General features: G+C 70.4%; 19 protein-coding genes. 11 read left to right on the forward strand and 8 right to left on the reverse strand.

Annotated elements, in window-relative coordinates; genetic code table 11:
* Positions 1-11: 11 nt before the first annotated feature.
* The 6 genes from BN159_RS39785 to BN159_RS39810 are packed head-to-tail and all read left to right on the forward strand — an operon-like array spanning position 12 to position 4,800.
* Positions 12-1,232, forward strand: coding sequence for a beta-ketoacyl-[acyl-carrier-protein] synthase family protein (locus BN159_RS39785; RefSeq protein WP_041822329.1), 1,221 nt, complete (start codon positions 12-14; stop codon positions 1,230-1,232).
* 31 nt (positions 1,233-1,263) lie between these two features.
* Complete coding sequence (locus tag BN159_RS39790; protein ID WP_015662735.1) at positions 1,264-1,707, forward strand: PaaI family thioesterase; 444 nt, start codon at positions 1,264-1,266, stop codon at positions 1,705-1,707.
* 25 nt (positions 1,708-1,732) lie between these two features.
* Complete coding sequence (gene rosA, locus BN159_RS39795) at positions 1,733-2,776, forward strand: N,N-8-amino-8-demethyl-D-riboflavin dimethyltransferase RosA (RefSeq protein ID WP_015662736.1); 1,044 nt, start codon at positions 1,733-1,735, stop codon at positions 2,774-2,776.
* Positions 2,777-2,823: 47 nt separating this feature from the next.
* Positions 2,824-3,492 (forward strand): 8-demethyl-8-aminoriboflavin-5'-phosphate phosphatase, encoded by a 669-nt coding sequence (gene rosC, locus BN159_RS43105; protein WP_015662737.1) that lies wholly within the window; start codon positions 2,824-2,826, stop codon positions 3,490-3,492.
* Positions 3,493-3,505: 13 nt separating this feature from the next.
* Positions 3,506-4,291 carry a phytanoyl-CoA dioxygenase family protein gene (locus BN159_RS39805; protein ID WP_015662738.1) on the forward strand — a complete coding sequence of 262 codons (786 nt, stop codon included), beginning with the start codon at positions 3,506-3,508 and terminating at the stop codon, positions 4,289-4,291.
* A gap of 35 nt (positions 4,292-4,326) precedes the next feature.
* Positions 4,327-4,800: an SRPBCC domain-containing protein gene (locus BN159_RS39810; protein ID WP_015662739.1), complete on the forward strand. Its 474-nt coding sequence runs from the start codon at positions 4,327-4,329 to the stop codon at positions 4,798-4,800.
* 35 nt (positions 4,801-4,835) lie between these two features.
* On the opposite strand, the gene BN159_RS39815 is transcribed toward BN159_RS39810, so the two are convergent.
* Complete coding sequence (locus BN159_RS39815) at positions 4,836-5,417, reverse strand: AMIN-like domain-containing (lipo)protein (protein ID WP_015662740.1); 582 nt, start codon at positions 5,415-5,417, stop codon at positions 4,836-4,838.
* Positions 5,418-5,585: 168 nt separating this feature from the next.
* Here BN159_RS39815 and BN159_RS39820 point away from each other — a divergent pair, with 168 nt between their 5' ends.
* Positions 5,586-5,987 (forward strand): SseB family protein, encoded by a 402-nt coding sequence (locus tag BN159_RS39820; RefSeq protein WP_015662741.1) that lies wholly within the window; start codon positions 5,586-5,588, stop codon positions 5,985-5,987.
* A 237-nt stretch (positions 5,988-6,224) separates the two neighbouring features.
* Here BN159_RS39820 and BN159_RS39825 read toward each other — a convergent pair whose 3' ends face one another.
* The 7 genes from BN159_RS39825 to BN159_RS39855 form a co-directional block, all read right to left on the reverse strand.
* A complete protein-coding gene (locus BN159_RS39825; protein ID WP_231905780.1) occupies positions 6,225-7,208 on the reverse strand; it encodes an AraC family transcriptional regulator in 984 nt (327 codons plus the stop codon).
* Between the two features lie 93 nt (positions 7,209-7,301).
* Entirely contained in the window at positions 7,302-7,691 is a 390-nt protein-coding gene (locus BN159_RS39830; protein ID WP_015662743.1) for a MarR family winged helix-turn-helix transcriptional regulator, read from the reverse strand.
* Positions 7,692-7,764: 73 nt separating this feature from the next.
* Positions 7,765-8,115: a VOC family protein gene (locus tag BN159_RS39835; protein WP_015662744.1), complete on the reverse strand. Its 351-nt coding sequence runs from the start codon at positions 8,113-8,115 to the stop codon at positions 7,765-7,767.
* A 113-nt stretch (positions 8,116-8,228) separates the two neighbouring features.
* Positions 8,229-9,260, reverse strand: a complete 1,032-nt coding sequence (locus BN159_RS39840) for a LacI family DNA-binding transcriptional regulator (RefSeq protein ID WP_015662745.1) — start codon at positions 9,258-9,260, stop codon at positions 8,229-8,231.
* Positions 9,257-10,162 (reverse strand): carbohydrate ABC transporter permease, encoded by a 906-nt coding sequence (locus BN159_RS39845; protein WP_015662746.1) that lies wholly within the window; start codon positions 10,160-10,162, stop codon positions 9,257-9,259. Before BN159_RS39845 ends, BN159_RS39840 begins: the two co-directional genes overlap by 4 nt.
* The gene (locus tag BN159_RS39850) at positions 10,159-11,133 is read right to left on the reverse strand and encodes a carbohydrate ABC transporter permease (RefSeq protein ID WP_015662747.1); all 975 of its coding nucleotides are present in this window, start codon (positions 11,131-11,133) and stop codon (positions 10,159-10,161) included. The genes BN159_RS39845 and BN159_RS39850 overlap by 4 nt, the downstream gene beginning before the upstream one ends.
* On the reverse strand, positions 11,130-12,449 hold the full coding sequence (locus BN159_RS39855) for an ABC transporter substrate-binding protein (protein WP_015662748.1): 1,320 nt from the start codon (positions 12,447-12,449) through the stop codon (positions 11,130-11,132). Before BN159_RS39855 ends, BN159_RS39850 begins: the two co-directional genes overlap by 4 nt.
* Positions 12,450-12,633: 184 nt before the next feature.
* Between BN159_RS39855 and BN159_RS39860 the strand changes: the two genes are divergently transcribed.
* From BN159_RS39860 to BN159_RS39875, 4 genes are all read left to right on the forward strand, one after another.
* On the forward strand, positions 12,634-14,655 hold the full coding sequence (locus tag BN159_RS39860; protein ID WP_015662749.1) for a beta-galactosidase: 2,022 nt from the start codon (positions 12,634-12,636) through the stop codon (positions 14,653-14,655).
* 118 nt (positions 14,656-14,773) lie between these two features.
* Positions 14,774-16,333 (forward strand): glycoside hydrolase family 53 protein, encoded by a 1,560-nt coding sequence (locus tag BN159_RS39865; RefSeq protein WP_015662750.1) that lies wholly within the window; start codon positions 14,774-14,776, stop codon positions 16,331-16,333.
* A 190-nt stretch (positions 16,334-16,523) separates the two neighbouring features.
* Positions 16,524-16,811, forward strand: coding sequence for a helix-turn-helix domain-containing protein (locus tag BN159_RS39870; RefSeq protein ID WP_015662751.1), 288 nt, complete (start codon positions 16,524-16,526; stop codon positions 16,809-16,811).
* A 9-nt stretch (positions 16,812-16,820) separates the two neighbouring features.
* Positions 16,821-17,783 carry an SMP-30/gluconolactonase/LRE family protein gene (locus tag BN159_RS39875; protein WP_015662752.1) on the forward strand — a complete coding sequence of 321 codons (963 nt, stop codon included), beginning with the start codon at positions 16,821-16,823 and terminating at the stop codon, positions 17,781-17,783.
* Positions 17,784-17,930: the final 147 nt, after the last annotated feature.

A 17,930-nucleotide genomic window follows, 5' to 3' on the forward strand; every position in this document is an offset into this window, starting at 1 on the left:
CGGGTGACGTGGTGCCGCGCAGCGTGGTGGTCACCGGGATCGGGGTCGTCTGCTCCCTCGGTGCGGACGTCGACGAGCTGTGGAAGGGGCTGCTCGCCGGACGGTCCGGGATCGGCCCGGTGACCCGCTTCGACCCCGAACGGTTCCGCTCCCGGTACGCCGCCGAGATCGACGACTCCCGGGTGACCTTCGCACCGGGCCCGCTCCGCTTCGAGATCAAGCGCATGAGCGGCTTCGTGCGCTACGCGCTGTTCGCCGCCGAACAGGCGCTCACGGACAGCGCGCTCACCGAACGCGAGGGCGGCGGGGTGTATCTGGGGGTCGCCATGGGCGGGCTGCCCAGCATCGAGGCCGGAGTGCTCCAGCAGGAACGGGAAGGGCCACGGAGGACCAGTCCCTTTCTGATCCCCTCCCTGATCCCCAACATGGCCGCGAGCATGATCGCGCTGCGCCATGGCATCGAAGGGGAGCAGGTGACGGTCGCCGGTGCCTGCGCGAGCGGCTGTCAGGCGGTGGGGCAGGCGATGCGGGCCATCCGCTCCGGGGCCCGCACCTGGGCCCTCGCGGGCGGCGCGGAGGCGGTGACCACGCCCGTCACCTACTCCGGCTTCGAGGCGATGAGGGCGCTCAGCCGCGGTGCGGACCCGGAACTGACACCCCGTCCGTTCGACCGGGACAGGGACGGCATGATCGTCGGCGAGGCCGCCGCCGTCTTCGTACTGGAGGAGCGGGAGCACGCCGAGGCGCGGGGCGCGGTGATCCACGGCGAGCTGACCGGCTTCGCGTCCAACAGCGGCGGCGAGGGCATCACCGGACTGTCCGCCGACCACATCAGGGCGTGCATGACGGATGCGCTCACCGACGCCGACACCCGAGCGGACGCGGTGGACTGCGTGTTCGCGCAGGCCTCCGGCATGGTGCAGGGGGACGCGGCCGAACTGGCGGCGATACGGGCCGCGACGGCGGGCACCGAACGGCGTCCCGCGGTCACCTCGATCAAGGGGCACACGGGTTACGCGTTCGCCGCCAACGGCCCGATGAACCTCGCCGCCGCCCTGATGGCGCTGCGCCACCAGACCGTGCCGCCGACCCTGAAACTGGACCGCACCGAACCGCCGTTCGCCGATGTCGACATCGCCCGTGAGCCGCGTGAGCGAGTGATCCGACGTTGTCTGATCAACGCGTTCGGATTCGGTGGGATCAATGCCAGCCTGGTGGTGTCCCGCGCATAGCCGTGCCACCGCACTCACAAGGAGCACCCCGTTGAGTTCCGCGTCGACGCACTTCGAGAAGCTCACCCGCTGCTGCATGCGGTGCAGGATCTCCCGGTACCTGAACAAGACCATCGAGATCGAGAAGGCCGGTGTGGCACGGGTGGCCATCCCGTTCCAGCCGGACCTGACGCAGAACGCGGACTTCCTGCACGCGGCCATGCTCTTCGAGGTCGGCGACACCGCCGGGTTCATGGCCGCCAACTCCCTGGAGGAGACCTACAGCGTCCTGACCGTCGACTACCACATCAATCTGATCCGGCCGGTGCGCAAGGAGGGCGTCTACGCCCTCGGCGAGGTGGTGACCGCCGGGAAGACCATCTACGTCGCCCGCAGCGACGTCTACTCCGAGAGCGGCAAGCTCGTCGCGGCGGGACAGGGCACCTACACGGTGTCGAAGATCCTCCTCGCCGACCTCGACGGCTACAACGACTGAACAGGCCCGTACCGAGAGAGGACCCATGCGGCCGGAACCGACCGAGCACCCCGAACGCACCGCGGCACAACGCCTCTATCAGTACAACGTCGACCTCAAGGTCGCCTTCGTGCTGTACGCCGTGGCCAAGCTGCACCTCCCCGATCTCCTCGCCGACGGCCCGCGCACCACCGCGGACCTGGCCGCCGCGACCGGCTCCGACCCATCCCGGCTGCGCCGCCTGCTGCGCGCGGCGGCCGGCGCCGACGCGCTGCGCGAGGTGCCCGAGGACAGCTTCGAACTGGCCCCGATGGGCGACCTGTTGCGCTCCGGCCACCCCCGCTCCATGCGCGGCATGACGACGTTCTTCGCCGAACCGGACGTCCTCGCCGCCTACGGTGACCTGGTGGAGTCCGTCCGCACCGGAGTCCCCGCCTTCCAACTGCGTCATCGAGAACCGCTCTACGACTTCCTCGCCCGGCCGCAACACAAGGAAGTCCGCGACGAGTTCGACGCGGCGATGGTCGAGTTCGGCCAGTACTTCGCCGACGACTTCCTGACCTCGTTCGACTTCGGGCGCTTCACCCGCTTCGCCGACATCGGCGGCGGCCGCGGTCAGTTCCTCGCCGGAGTGCTGACAGCCGTCCCGTCGTCGACCGGGGTGCTGGTGGACGGGCCGGCGGTGGCCGCGAGCGCCCACAAGTTCCTCGCCTCACAGAATCTGACCGAGCGGGTCGAGGTACGGATCGGGGACTTCTTCGACGTCCTGCCCACCGGCTGCGACGCCTACGTCCTGCGAGGAGTGCTGGAGGACTGGGCGGACGCCGACGCCGTACGCCTGCTCGTCCGCATCCGCCAGGCCATGGGCGACGCCCCCGAGGCCCGGCTGCTCATCCTGGACTCGGTGATCGGCGAGACCGGGGAGCTGGGCAAGGTGCTGGACCTCGACATGCTGGTGCTGGTCGAGGGCGAGCACCGCACCCGCGCCCAGTGGGACGACCTGCTGGCACGCGCGGGCTTCGACATCGTCGGCATCCACCCGGCCGGGGACGTGTGGGCCGTCATCGAATGCCGCGGCACGGCCGGCTGACCCGCCGGTGCCCGGTGAACCGCTGAAGCACGGATACGGAGAACGTGGTGAGTGACGGACGCGAGAGCTTTCTTGAGGTCATGCGCTCGGTGTACGAGCGCTATCTGGTGGGGGTCCCCGGGGTCAGCGAGGTCTGGCTGATCCGGCACGCCGACTCCTACACCGGCCTCGAGGACTACGACGGGGACCCGCGCGATCCCGCCCTGTCCGAGAAGGGCAGAGCACAGGCGCGGCTGCTGGCGGCCCGTCTCGCCGGGGTCCCGCTGCACGGGGTGTGGGCCAGCGGCGCGCACCGCGCCCAGCAGACGGCGTCGGCCGTCGCCGCCGAGCACGGGCTGCGCGTCCGGACCGACGCACGGCTGCGGGAGGTGCGCACCAACTGGGACGACGGACGGCCCAGCGAGCTGAAGCCGCATGGCGTGTACCCCTTCCCCGAGCCGGAGAAGGAGGTCGCCGAACGCATGCGGACCGCGGTCACGGCAGCCGTCGCCGCCACCCCTCCGGCGCCCGACGGGACGACCCGGGTGGCGGTGGTCGGCCATGACTCGGCCCTGGTCATCCTGATGGGCAGCCTGATGAACCTCGGCTGGGGCCAGCTGGACATGATCCTGCCGCTGACCAGCGTCTCCGTCCTCGCCGTCAAGGACGAGCGGATGGTCGTACGGTCCATCGGCGACGCCACCCATCTGGCCGCGGCCCCGTCCGACGTGATCTGAGGGCGAGGCGCCGATGAGCAGCGAGGAACAGCGCATCGCCTACGCCGACCAGGGCTGGTGCCTGGCACCGCGGACCCTCGGCCAGGACGCGCTCGCCAAGGTGCGGTCGAGTGTCCGGGCCATCGCCGCAACCGAACGCCCCGAGGTGGTCTACGAGGAGGGCACCCGCACGGTCCGCGCCCTGCACGGCTGCCACCGCTACGACGAGGTGTGCGCCGAACTCGTCCGCCACCCGGTGCTGCTGGATCTGGCCGAGGCACTGATCGGCGGGCCGGTGTACCTCTACCAGTTCAAGGTCAACATCAAGTCCCCACGCCAGGGCCGGAAGTGGCCCTGGCACCAGGACTACGCCTTCTGGGCCCACGAGGACGGGATGCCCGAGCCCGACGCGGTGAACATCGCCCTGCACCTCGACGAGGTGCACGAGTCCAACGGCCCGCTCACCGTGCTCACCGGCTCCCACACACTCGGCCTGGTGACGACGGGCGGGACCGCCCGCGGCCGGGACTGGCAGGACCATGTCTCGGCCAGGCTCACCCACACGATCCCGGAGGACGAGATCCCCGCACTGACCGCGAAGTTCCCGCCGCGTTCCTTACTGGGCCCGGCGGGCACGGTCGCCGCCTTCCACCCCTCGATCGTCCACTCCTCCACCGACAACACCTCCGCGGACCGCCGCGCCGTCCTCCTGCTCACCTACAACTCCGTCACCAACACCCCGACCCGGCTGACCCGCCCCGCCTTCCTGGTCGACCCCGACAGCACACCGGTACGACGGCTGGCGAACGCGCTCACCTGACTGCGCTCACAGCGGGGGCGCGCTAGGTTCGGGGCATGCACACCACACGGGTCTCCTGGCGGGTGAACGCGGAGCGCGCGGCCGTGTACCGGGCGCTGCTGGACGCGGACGCGGTCGAGCGCTGGCGGGTGCCCGACGGGATGTCGGCGCGGGTCCATGTCTTCGAGGCCCGGGTGGGCGGTGCCTTCCGGGTGTCACTCACCTATGAGATGCCGACCGGCACCGGGAAGACGCAGGCGAACACCGACACCTACCACGGGCACTTCACCGAGCTGGTGCCCGATGAACGGGTGGTGGAGGAGCTGGAGTTCGAGACCCCGGATCCCGCGCTGCGCGGCACGATGACGATGACGACCACCCTCAGCGACGCGGACGGCGGCGGTACGGACGTCCTCGTGGTGCACGAGGGACTTCCGGACGCGGTGCCCGCCGCGGACAACGAGACGGGCACGCGTATGGCCCTGGCCCGACTGGCCGGGCTCGTGGAGAGCGGTCAGGGCCCCCGCTGAGGGGCCGGGCCGCTCAGGAGGCGGGCCGGGGCCGCTCAGCGGGCTCCGGTCCAGTTGTGGGCGACGTCCACGACGATCCGGTCGGTGAGCACCAGCACCCGGAACGGCAGCCGGGCGCGGACCCCGAGCCCGACGAGCGTCTCCCCTTCGAAGCTGCCGCCGAACCGGGTGTCCCGGAAGGTGCGGTAACCGGTCAGGTCGACCCCCGGCAGGGGCCTGTTCACCCGGCCCGGATAGGTGGGGGCACCGGTCTCGTGGTCGTAGGCGGGCGCCGCGATCCGGACCTCCAGGACGGCACCTCCGGCGACGGGGATCGGACGGCCGGAGCCGTCCTGGTACAGCGTGGACACGTACCGGACCGAGTAGCCGAGCCCGGAGCGGCCCGCGCCCGGCAGATCGACGACCATGCGGTCGAAGCAGGCGTGACGGCCGGTCCTGATGTTCGTGAGCGGTTTTGTCGTGGCGGTGGACCGGACCTCGGCCAGGCTGCCCCAGCCGGTCGGGCACGCCGTGGTGGCCGTGGCGGTGGCGGCCGAGGCGGTGGCGGCGGGCAGGGCCGGCAGCGCCAGGGCGGCGACGGCGGCGAGCGCCACCCCTGTTGTTCTGATTCTTCGCATTGCGTCCCCCGAGGGGTGTGTGGTTCTGATATCAGGGGAGACACCCGTCTTGCCTCAATGGTTGCGGTACATCACGAAAAGTGGCCGGCTCGGGATTCGGCGATGAATGCCCGGCTCCGGATCGGGTACGCGGCCCGCAGGACTGCCGCCGCTACCAGGGGATCTGTGATGGAGACACCCATAAACCGCCACACCGCCACACCGGCCCGACAGGCGCTGGACGCACTCGTCGACAACCACGAGGACACCGCGGCGCTGGACACGCTCGCCGGCAGCGAGGTGCTGGTGCCGGTGCCGGACGACATCGGCGAGGAGGAGGCGACCGACCCGGACGCCGTCGCCCTGCCCGTGCTGGAGCAGCCGGGCGGCGAGCCCATGGTGCCCGTGTTCACCTCGGAGCCCGCGATGGCCGAGCTGCTGCCCTTCGTGGGCCGCTACCGGCTGGTGCCGCTGGGCGCGCTCGCCGCGCAGTGGCCCGCCGACGACCTGTCCCTGACCATCGACGCGGGCTCCGCGCACCCGCTCACGCTCACCTCCGAGGGAGTGCGCACGCTGTTGGCCCGGCCCTGAGGGGGGTGGCCGGGCCGGGCCCGGCCACCAAGGCGTTGGAGGGGGAGCGGCCGGGCCCCAGGGCCTGTCCGACAGGCCCTCGTGGCGATGGTTCGCGCAGGTCCGAGTGGCACCGACTCCGCTCGGTCCGCGCGGCCACCATCGCCGTGTCCCAGACGATATGTCCGTTCAGCGGTCCCGTCGCTCCCTCTTGCGCGGCCCTTGTCCGCAAAACGCGGCGGAACCGGGCGGCCGGGCTCAGTGGAGGGTGCGCAGGGTCTGCGACGGTGTCTCCCCGAACCGCTCCCGGTAGCGCCGCGCGAACCGGCCGAGGTGGGCGAAGCCCCACTGGTAGGCCACCTCCGCCACGGTCGTCGACCCGGGCGCGGACGTCCTGAGCTGCCCGTGCACCCGCTCGAGACGCACTTCACTCACGTACGCCATCGGCGGCATCCCGACATGCTTGCGGAACGCTTCCTGGAGGGTGCGCACACTCACCTGGGCGATCGCCGCGAGTCGCGCCGCGTCGTACGGCTCGGCCGGCAGTTCCTGTACGGCGTCCATGACCCGTTTCACCGCGGCGGGCCGCATCGGCGGGTGCGGGCCCTCCAGCTCGGCCCGGTAGGAGTGGTCCGCGGCGAGCAACAGCCCTTCGAGGAGAGTCTGTTCGAGGCGTCCGCGGATCAGGGGGCGGCGCAGCAGCCCGTGGGTGATCTCGTTGTCCAGCAGGAACCACTGCACGAGTCCGGCCCAGCTGCGGCCGGGGCCCCGGGTGACGTCGATGAACGGCTCGAAGCGCGGCGGGCGGCGCACGGGTCTGCCGAGCAGGGTCTCCAGGCCGTGCCGCACCGCCTCTTTGTCGATCTTCATGGTCAGGCAGTGGCAGTCGGGCGACCAGTCGTCGATGAGGACGTCGTATCCGGGATCGAAGAAGACGGCCCGCTGCGCGGTGGCGAACCGGGCCTCGTCGCGGCCCTGTTGGAGGCTGAAGGCGCCGTGCAGCGGCACGGCCACGTGATAGACGCCCGGTTCGCCGAAACTCATTCGCATCCCGGTGCCGAAGCTGACGTGGCCCACGACGAGCGCGTCGAGGTCGACGACGCTCAGGCTGGTGCGGAACTCCGCTGCGGGGCCCATCACTTCGAGGCGCAGATCGTAGTAGTGGGCCGCTATCGCGTCGTGGGTCTCCTCCACTGAGCGCGTGGTGTACGTGATGAACTCGGCGCTGACGTCGTCGTCCACGGGCAAGGCGGTGTCTCCCCGTCCCCTCTCAGGGCTTTTTGGGAGTGATGATGCCCAGGGGCCGGGATTTCGAACGGCCTGCCGTGCGTCGGTTCAGCCGTCGAGCATCCGGGCCAGCACGTGCCGCTGGAGCGGCAGCACCTCGGCGTGCCGCTCACGGCCCTTGTCGGTGAGAGTGACCCAGACCCCGCGCCGGTCCTCCAGACAGACCGAGCGCTGCACCAGGCCGTCCTTCTCCAGTCGGCCGATCAGGCGCGACAGGGCGCTCTGGCTCAGATGCACCCTGCCGACGAGGTTCTGCACCCGGCAGTGCTCGATCTCCTCGGGCGGGGCGGTGGCCAGGATGTCGAGCACCTCGAAGTCGCTCGCGCCCAGTCCGTGCGGATGCAGTGCGCGATCGATCTCGCTCATCGTGCGGGCATGCACCGACAGGATGTCCCGCCACCGCTCCGCGAGCCCCGCATCGGCCGTCTTCGCTCCCATACCTGCACGGTAGCACCGGTCCGGCCGATTATTGTCTGTGCAAATATTGCATACGCAAGGGGCGCGGGCTCCTCTACTCCGCCGTGTCCTGGACCAGCCCGATCAAGTTCCCGTCCGTGGCCTTCACTGAGGCGATCAACCGGCCGCCGCCGACGTCCTGCACGTCCTGAAGCGACTCCGCCCCGGCCTCCAGCAGCGCAGCCCGGGTGGCCCGAATGTCGTCGACGTGCCAGTAGGGAACCGGTCCCGTCATGCCCTTGGCGTGGCCGTTGGGGTCCAGGCCGACGTCCTGCCCGGCGTCCTTGTAGCCGACGTAGTACGGCTCGTCCGCGTACGGCTCCACGCCCAGCAGGGCGCCGAACACGGCCTTCGCCCGGTCGAGGTCCTTGACGGGGTAGATGATCGTCTGCACACCGGCGGTCATGAGGTACTCCTCGCGAGATCTGCTCCGACGCGTCTCGTCGGTGCTTTCACGCTAGGGCGGGCAGGCCCCTCCGGCTTCTCCAAAACTGACCGCTTGCTCCGGAGGGATTCCCGTCAGGTCGACTCGCGCTTGACCAGCTCCGTGGGCAGGATCACCGCGGCGGGGTCCTCGCCCCCGATCTGGGCCAGCAGCACGCGGACCATCTCGGCGCTGATCCGGTCCCAGGGCTGGCGGATGGTGGTCAGCTCGGGACGGGCGGCGAGGGCCGCGGGGGAGTCGTCGAAGCCGCCCACCGCGACGTCCTGCGGCACCCGGCGCCCGGCCCGCTCCAGCGCCGTCAGCACCCCCTGCGCCATCAGGTCGGAGGCGACGAACACCGCGTCCATGTCCGGCGCCTGCGCGAGCAGCCGCTCGGCGCCCGCCTCACCGCTGGCCCGGCTGTAGTCGCCGGACACGACGAGCCGCTCGTCGAACTCCGTGCCCGCCTCGGCGAGGACCTCCTTGTACCCGGCGAGGCGCTCGACACCGCCGGGGGTGTCCAGTGGACCGGTGACCACGCCGATCCGGCGCCGGCCGAGCGAGAGCAGATGGCGCACCATGTCCCGGGCGCCGTCCCGGTCGTCCGCGGCCACATAACTCACCTTGGAACCGAGCCCGATCGGCTTGCCGCAGGCCACCAGTGGCACCCCGGCGTCCCGCAGCTCCTGCGCGACCGGGTCGCCGGAGTGGCTGGAGACCAGCAGCACCCCGTCGACATGACCGGCCGTGATGTAGCGCGTTATGCGCCGCCGTTCGTCCTCGGTGCCGGCCAGCATCAGCAGCAGCGGGATGTCGTGCGCGGCCAGCGCCTGCGTGCAACCACGCAGCAGGACATTGAAGTTGGGGTCCTCGAAGAACCGCTCCTGAGGCTCGGTCAGCAGGAAGCCGACCGAGTCCGAGCGTCCGGTGATCAGCGAACGGGCGTGCCGGTTCACGACGTAACCCGTCTTGCGGATCGCGGCGTTGACCGCTTCCGCGGCTGCGGGGCTGACGTAGTGGCCGCCGTTGAGGACCCGCGAGACGGTGCCCCGTGAGACTCCGGCCTCGCGCGCCACGTCGTGGATCGTCGGCGGCCTGCGGCGGCCCCCCGTATTGCTCATGGTCATGACTTTACGGCCCCGGACAGCAGATCAAGGCTCCAGAACCGCTGGATGACCAGGAAGAGCACGATGAGCGGGACCACGGCGAGCAGCGCGCCGGTGATCACCAGGGTGTACAGCGCGGGAGTGTTGGCGCCCTGTTCGAGGAGCGTGTGCAGACCGACCGTGATCGGGAACTTCTCGTCGTCGCTGAGCATGATGTACGGCAGCAGAAAGTTGTTCCACACGGCCACGAACTGGAAAAGGAACACCGTCACCAGACCGGGCACCATCATCGGCAGCGCGACCCGGGTGAAGATCCGCCACTCGCTCGCGCCGTCCATCCGCCCCGCCTCGATCACGTCGGAAGGCACGGCGGCGGCCGCGTAGATACGCGCCAGATACACGCCGTAGGGGGAGAGGATCAGCGGCATCAGCACCGACAGATAGGAGTCGGTGAGGTCGGCCTCGGCCAGCAGCAGGTACTGCGGGACGGCGAGGATCACCGGTGGCATCAGCACGCCCGCCAGCAGCACATTGAAGATCGCCTCCCGGCCGCGGAAGCGGTAGATCGCCAGGGCGTAGCCGCTGAACGCGGAGACGACCGTGGAGAGCAGGGCGCCGAGACCGGCGTAGAGGGCGGAGTTGCCCATCCACTTCCAGTACACGCCATCGCGGTAGGCGTTCAGGTCGCTCAGGTTCTCGGTGAATCCGGAGCCCGGCAGGAAGGTGAACGTGGAGAACAGCTCGCTGCCGGACTTGGTGGCCGCGATCACCACCCAGGCGACCGGGAGCAGACAGTAGATCGCGCCGATCAGCAGCGTGATCGTGGGCAGCGGGGCGATCCGGCTGCGCCACGGCGGCCCTTGGGCGGTACCGGGCGTGGTACTCGCTGCGGGCTGGGCCTTGCGGACGGCAAGAGAACTCATCGTGCTGCCTCCTGCTTCTGACGACGGTTCGCGGCGCGCAGGAAGCTGAAGGAGAGCACCAGCGTGGCGATGGCGATGATCACGGCCTGGGCGGCGGCCGCGTAGATGTCACCCTTGCCGAAGGCGTCCTGATACACCTTCATCAGCGGACTCCAGGTCGTGGACACGGAGTTGGTGAGCGGCTTGAGGGTGGTGGGCTCGGTGAACACCTGGAGCGTGGCGATGATCGAGAAGAAGAAGGTCAGCACCAGCGAGGGCGCCACCATCGGGATCTTGATCTTCAGTGCGACCTGCGTCGGGGTGGCGCCGTCCAGCTTGGCCGCCTCGTACACCTCGGCCGGGATGGACCGGAGCGAGGTGTAGATGACGATCATGTTGAAGCCGGTGCCGCCCCAGACCGCGATGTTCGACAGGGCGAGATAGAGCGGACCGCCGTCCAGCAGGTCCGGCTGCGGCAGCCCCAGTTTGTCGAGCACGAAGTAGAACGGGCTGACGTCCGGCAGGTAGAGGAAGCCCCACAGCAGCGCCGCCACCACACCGGGGACGGCGTACGGCAGGAAGATCGCCAGCCGGGTGAAGGGAGCCAGGCGCACCTTGTCGGAGTCGAGCATCAGCGCGAACAGCAGGGCGAGGCCCAGCATCACCGGCACCACGATGCAGCCGTAGCCGAGGACGCGCAGCGCGCCGTCGACCAGTTCGCTGTCGCCGAGGGCGTCGGTGTAGTTCTGGAAACCGGCCCAGACCTCGGAGCGGGCGCCGGCGCCGAGGCCGAGCCCGGAGACCTTCACCTTGCGGAAGCTGAGATAGACCGCGTAGCCGATGGGCAGCGCGAAGAAGAGCAGGAAGAGGATTGTTGCGGGGAGGAGGAAAATATAGGGCGCGCTTCGCGCTCGTTTGAGGGTGGTGGTGGGAGACGGGTGGGCGTACGGGGCCCCCTTGACCCCGTACGACCTCCGGCGTGCGGTGGTCACTCCGCGACCTCGAAGCCCTGCTTCTCCATGTCGGCGACGGTGTCGTCCTGCATGGTGTCGAGGGCGGCGACGAAGTCCGACTTGTTCTTGGCGGCGGCGCCGAACGCGTCCTTGAAGGTCGTGTAGGCGACGTTCACGTTCGGGCCCCAGGCGGACGGAGCGGTGCTCTTGGCGATCTCGGCGGCCTGGGTGTAGAAGTCGGTCTGGTTCGCGAAGTACCCGGGCGGGCTGGTGAACGCGCCGGAGGTCTGGGCGTTGGTGGCGGCGGGGTAGATGCCGCTCTCCTTGGCCAGCGCCTGGAGGGCCGTGCCGTCGGTGTTCAGCCACGCGGCGAACTTGGCGGCGGCCGCCTGGTGGTCGGAGTCCGTGGTGACGGCGGTGGAGGAGCCGCCCCAGCTGCCGGTGACGTTCTCGCCCGCGGACCACTGGGGGAGCGGGGCCATGGCCCACTTGCCCTTGGTGTCGGGCGCGGCCGTGGTCAGGGTGCCCGGGGCCCACACCGCGGAGACCCAGGCGATCTGCTTGCCGGTGTTGAGCGCCTTGTTCCAGGCCGGGGTGTACATCGGCTGGTTGTCGATGGCGCCCTCCTTGACGAGGCCGCCCCAGAACTCGGCGACCTTCTGGGTCGCCGCGTCGTTGATGCCGACCTTCCACTGCTCGCCCTCGGTGGTCCACCACTGGGCGCCGGCCTGCTGGGCCAGGCCCGCGAAGAGACCGGAGTCGTTGGCGGAGAAGGTGGTGAGGTCGGTGTCCGGGGACTTCTTCTTCAGCTTCCGCGCGGTCTCGGCGAACTCGTCCCAGGTCTTGGGGACTTCGAGGCCGTACTTCTTGAAGAGGTCCGCGCGGTAGTAGAACATCATCGGGCCGATGTCCTGCGGGACCGCGTAGACCGCGTCCGTGCCCAGCGTGGTCTGCTGCCACACGCCGTCGGCGAACTTGCTCTTCGCCTCGCCGGTGTCCTTCGCTATGTCGGCCAGCGCGTCATTGCTGACCAGGGTCGGCAGCGCCTGGTACTCGGCCTGTACCAGGTCCGGGGCCTTGCCGGCCTTGTGCGCGGTGAGGATCTTGGTGACCAGCGTGTCGCCGGACGCCTGCTTCTTCACCGTGACCTTGATCTGGTCCTTCTTGCCCGGGCCGTTGTTCCAGAGGTCGACGACCTTGTCCATGCCGGGCGTCCAGGTCCAGTACGTCAGCGAGACCGGTCCCGACTCGGCCTCGGTCTCGTCGTCGGACGAACCGCACGCGGCGAGCGTGGTGGCTCCGAGGACGACGGCGATGGTGGATGCCACGAGGCGGCTGCGCCTGGTGATGGGCATGGATCTCTCCCCTGACCTGGGGTTCCCGCCTGCTGCGAGAACCTGCCATGCTTCTGTGAGCGTTCACAGTAGAGAAACATCCCGGACACTTGTCAATGGTTGTTGCTGTGCGGTTATGTTGGGCTCGCGCCACGGATGATGTGTGTGCACGTTCCCAATTGATCGATTACCCGGGAGAGATTCCATGCCGGAGACCAGCCCCAAGGGCCTCACCAGGCTCGCCTTCGGTGGGGACTACAACCCCGAGCAGTGGCCGGAAAGCGTCTGGCGCGAGGACGTCCGGCTGATGCGCGAGGCCGGCGTGACGATGGTGAGCGCCGGGATCTTCTCCTGGGCGCTGCTGGAGCCCGCCCGCGGCGAGTACGACTTCGGCTGGCTGGACCGCCTGCTCGACCTGCTGCACGAGGGCGGCATCCGGGTCGACCTGGGCACCCCCACCGTGGTGCCGCCGGTCTGGTTCTACCGGGAGCACCCCGAGGCCCTGCCGCTGGCCGCCGACGGCACGCGCTACGAGTTCGGCTCCCGCGGCGCCATCTGCCACAGCAACGCCGACTACCGCGCCGCCGCCGCGAACATCACCACCCGGCTCGCAGAGCGCTACGCCGACCACCCGGCCCTGGCCATGTGGCACGTGCACAACGAGTACGGCGTCCCCGTCTCGGCCTGCTACTGCGACTCCTGCGCCGCCCACTTCCGCCGCTGGCTGGCCACCGCCTACGGCACCGTCGAGGCGGTGAACGAGGCCTGGGGCACCGCCTTCTGGGGCCAGCGCTACACCGCCTTCGAGCAGATCAACCCGCCGCGCACCACACCGACCGTCGGCAACCCCGCCCAGGCGCTGGACTACAAGCGGTTCGCCGACGCCACCATGCGCGAGAACTTCGTCCGCGAGCGGGACATCCTGCACCGCCTCGCGCCCGGCGTCCCGGTCACGACCAACTTCATGACCGCCCTCAGCCAGTGCGACTCGGTCGACTACTGGGCCTGGGGCCGTGAGGTCGACATCGTCACCAACGACCACTACCTGATCACCGACGGCCGCCGCACCCACGTCAACCTCGCCATGGCCGCCGACCTCACCCGCTCGGTCGCCGGGGGAGCGCCCTGGATCCTCCTGGAGCACTCCACCTCGGGCGTCAACTGGCAGCCCCGCAACCCCGCCAAGGCCCCCGGCCAGATGGCCCGCAACTCCCTCGCCCATGTGGCGCGCGGCTCCGAGGGCGCCATGTTCTTCCAGTGGCGGCAGTCCCGGCGCGGCGCCGAGAAGTTCCACTCGGCGATGCTCCCGCACGGCGGCACCGACACCCGCGTCTGGCGCGAGGTCGTCGAGCTCGGCGCCTCCCTGGACTCCCTGAGCACGATCCGCTCCACCCGCACCCAGGCCGACGTGGCCGTGCTGTGGGACTGGCACTCCTGGTGGGCGCAGACCCTCGACTGGCGCCCCAGCGAGGACCACGACCCGCGCGAGCGCGCGGACGCCTTCTACGAGGCCCTCTACGACCGCCACCTCACCGTCGACTTCGCCCACCCCGAAGCCGACCTGTCGGCCTACCCCTTGGTCGTCGTCCCCGCGCTGTACCTGATGACGGAGGCGGCCGGGAACAACCTCAAGGAGTACGTCGAGAACGGCGGCACCCTCGTCGTGTCGTACTTCTCCGGCATCGTCGACGAGCACGACTCCGTGCACGAGGGCGCCTGCCCCGGGGCCCTGCGGGACGTCCTGGGCCTGACCGTCGAGGAGTTCTCACCGCTGCTCAAGGGCGACACCGTCCGGATCACCGGCCCCGACGGCTCCGAGCTCACCGGCGACGTATGGACCGAGTTCGTGGTGCCGCGCGAGGCCGAGACGGTGTGGACCTACGCCGACGGACTCACCGCGCACCGCCCCGCGGTCACCCGGCACCGGCTCGGCGAGGGCACCGCCTGGTACGTCTCCACCCGCCTCGACGCGCACGGCCTGGACGCCCTCCTCGGATGGGCCGCCGAGGACGCCCGGATCGCCCCGCGCGCCGATCTGCCGCACGACGTCGAGGTGGTCCGCCGCGCCGGAGAGTCCGGCACCTACCTCTTCGCGATCAACCACAGCCCGTCGGACGCCAAGGTGCCGCTGGAGGCGCCCGGCACCGAACTGCTCACGGGCGAACGGGCCGCGGGCCGCCTCGAAGTGCCCGCCGGAGCCGTCCGGGTCGTCCGGCTCGACGGCTGAACCGACTCCCCTCCGCCCGCGCGTGCCACGAGAGCCGCGGGCGGAGGGGCACCCCGCACCGGCCGCTGGCTGCGGGGTACCCCCAACCCCATTCACGTCGAAGGGACGACGGACGCCGATGTTCCATCCCAGACGCACTCTCAAAGTCCTGCTGCTGCCGCTCGCCGCCGGGCTCGCCCTCGCCGCCCTGCCCGCACAGACCGCCCAGGCGGCGAGCACGCTCACCAACGGCGGGTTCGAGTCCGACGGCGCGGGCGCCGCCACCCCGGCCGGCTGGTCCGAGTACGGCACGACCGCCGCCTCGTTCTCCGAGTCCGGCGGCCACGGCGGGAGTTACCGCCTCAGCCACTGGTCGTCGTCCGCCTACAAGGTGGAGACGTACCAGTACCTCTCCGGGCTGACCAACGGCACCTACAAGCTCACCGCCTGGGTCCGCTCCGGCGGCGGGCAGAACTCCGCCTACATAGCCCTGAAGAACTGCGGCGGCACCGAGCAGCGCACCAACCTCCCGGTCTCCAGCAGCGGTTGGATCCGGATCGTGGTGCCGGTCAGCGTCACCAACAACCAGTGCACCATCAGCATCAACAGCGACGCCAACGCGGGCAACTGGCTCAACGTCGACGACCTGACCTTCGCCTCGGGTACGGGCGGCACCTCGATCAAGGGCTCCGACGTCTCCTCCCTCGTCAAGAGCGAGGCCCTCGGCGGGAGTTACAAGAACAGCGCCGGCACGACCGGCGACGCGCTGGCCATCCTGAAGTCCGCCGGGCAGAACTACGCCCGCGTGAAGGTCTGGGTGAACGCGGCTGACGGCTACAACGGCAAGGCGGAGGTCCTGGCGCTGGCCAAGCGCATCAAGGCCCAGGGTATGAAGCTTCTGGTGGACTTCCACTACTCGGACGCCTGGGCCGACCCCGGCGCCCAGAGCAAGCCCGCCGCCTGGTCCGGCCACTCCTACAGCCAGCTCAAGACGGACGTCTACAACCACACGTACGATGTGCTCAACGCGCTGAAGGCGCAGGGCACCACGGCCGACATGGTCCAGGTCGGCAACGAGATCAACGGCGGCATGCTGTGGTCCGAGGGCTCCACCAGCAACTGGTCGCAGCTCGCCGGGCTGCTCAACAGCGGCTACGACGCCGTCAAGGCGGTCAACTCCTCCACGTCCGTCGCCCTGCACCTCGCCAAGGGCGGTGACCTCTCCGGCACCCGCTGGTGGTTCGACAGCGCGGTCGCGAACGGCGTGAAGTTCGACGTCATCGGCCTGTCGTACTACGGCTACTGGCACGGCACGCTCTACGACTTCCAGACCACCCTGGACGACGCCGCGTCCCGTTACGGCAAGCCGGTCTTCGTGGCCGAGACGGCCTACCCCTTCCGGCTCGACAGCGAGGACGCGCACGAGAACATCATCAACCTCGAGAGCGAGCTCGTCTCCGGCTACCCGGCCACCACCGCCGGCCAGACCCGCTGGATGAACGACATCGCGAGCATCGTGGAGGCCGTCCCGAACGGCCGTGGCCTCGGCGTCTTCTACTGGGAGTCGACCTGGACCGCGGTCTCCGGCAACGGCTGGGACCCGACCGACGCCTCCTCCGGCAACGGCTGGGAGAACCAGGCCCTGTTCGACTACGACGACAGGGCGCTCCCCGCGATGGCGTGGTTCAGCCACCGCTGACCCACCGCGGGCACCAGGGCCCGGCCGCGGGAACACGCGACCGGGCCCATTCCCCGGACCTGGGACGAACTGCCGTCGCTCGTACGGCAGTTCGGTACCGGCCAAGACGCGGAGAGTGCCGGACATGTCGGCATCGGCTGCGGGACAGTGGGAACACGCGCTTCGAGGAGGACCGGACGGAGGAGACACGATGTTGAGGACACCTGTGAACGAGAGGCGTCTGGACATCCTTGAGTGGCTGAAGAATCCGGCCGCGCACTTCCCGCCCCAGCGGCACGGCGACCTCGTCGAGGACGGCGTCACCTCCGACAGTGTCGCTGCCAAGCTCGGGGTGGACCGCACGGTCGCCGACAGCCATCTGGACCTGCTCGTCGGGATCGGCCTGCTGCGCACCCGCAAGATCCGGCGGCGCCTCTACTACCGGCGCGACGAGGTCCGTATCGCCGAGGTCGCCCGGATGTTCGAGAAGGGCTGGTAGGAGGAGCGCATGAACCGTCCCCGCACGCTCGTCCCGCACCGGTACCTCGCGATCGGCGGCCGCGGCCCCGAGGACGTGGTGGCCGACACCCGCGGCCGGGTCGTCACCGGCGTCGAGGACGGCCGCATCCTGCGCCTCGACCGCCTGGCCGACCCCGACCGCGCCCGCGTCACCGTGCTCGCCGAGACCGGTGGCCGCCCCCTCGGCCTCGAACTCCTCACCGACGACACCCTGTTGGTCTGCGACGCCGAACTGGGCCTGCTCCGCGTCGACCTCACCGACGGCACCGTCCGTATCCTCGCCGACTCGGTGGCGGGGGAGCCGCTGCGGTTCGCCAGCAATGTCGTCGCCCTGTCCGACGGCAGCATCTGCTTCACCGTCTCCAGCCGCCGCTACGGCCTGGAGCAGTGGATCGGTGAACTGACCGAACACACCGGCACGGGCCGCCTGCTGCGCCTGGCACCCGGCGCGGACAGCCCCGAAGTCCTCCTGGAGGGCCTGGAGTTCGCCAACGGCCTCGCGGCCGGCGCCGACGAGTCCTTCCTCGTCGTCGCCGAGACCGGCGCCTGCCGTCTCACCCGCTACTGGCTCACCGGCCCGAAGGCGGGCCGGGCCGAACCCTTCGTCGAGTACCTCCCCGGCATGCCCGACAACCTCTGGCGCGGCGCCCCCGACGGCCCCCTCTGGGTCGCCCTCGCCGGCCCCCGGGTCCCGCCCCTCGACCTGCTGCACCGTGCCTCGCCGGCCGTCCGCCGTGCCGCCGCCCGCGTCGCCGTGCGCGCTCCTTACCGCCCCACCGGCACGATCGGCGTCCTCGCCGTCGACGACACCGGCGCGATCGTCCACCACCTGACCCGCCGCCGCTCCCGCTTCCGCATGGTCACCAGCGTCTGCGAAGCCGCCGGTCACCTGGTCCTCGGCAGCATCTGGGAACACGGCATCGCCCTGTGCGAGCCGCCCGCCCCGAAGTGACCGGCCCGAACACCGGGCGTTACCCTGGTTCCCGGCCGCGATGATCCTCGCGGCGCGGCGGTGGGGCCCGCCGTACCCGAACCGCGGCACAGTCGCCGCCAACGGTCCCTACTTGCACTGGCGCGTGCCCGCAGTCCCGGGCCCCGG

This window comes from Streptomyces davaonensis JCM 4913 (assembly GCF_000349325.1).
GTDB classification, from domain to species: Bacteria; Actinomycetota; Actinomycetes; order Streptomycetales; family Streptomycetaceae; genus Streptomyces; species Streptomyces davaonensis.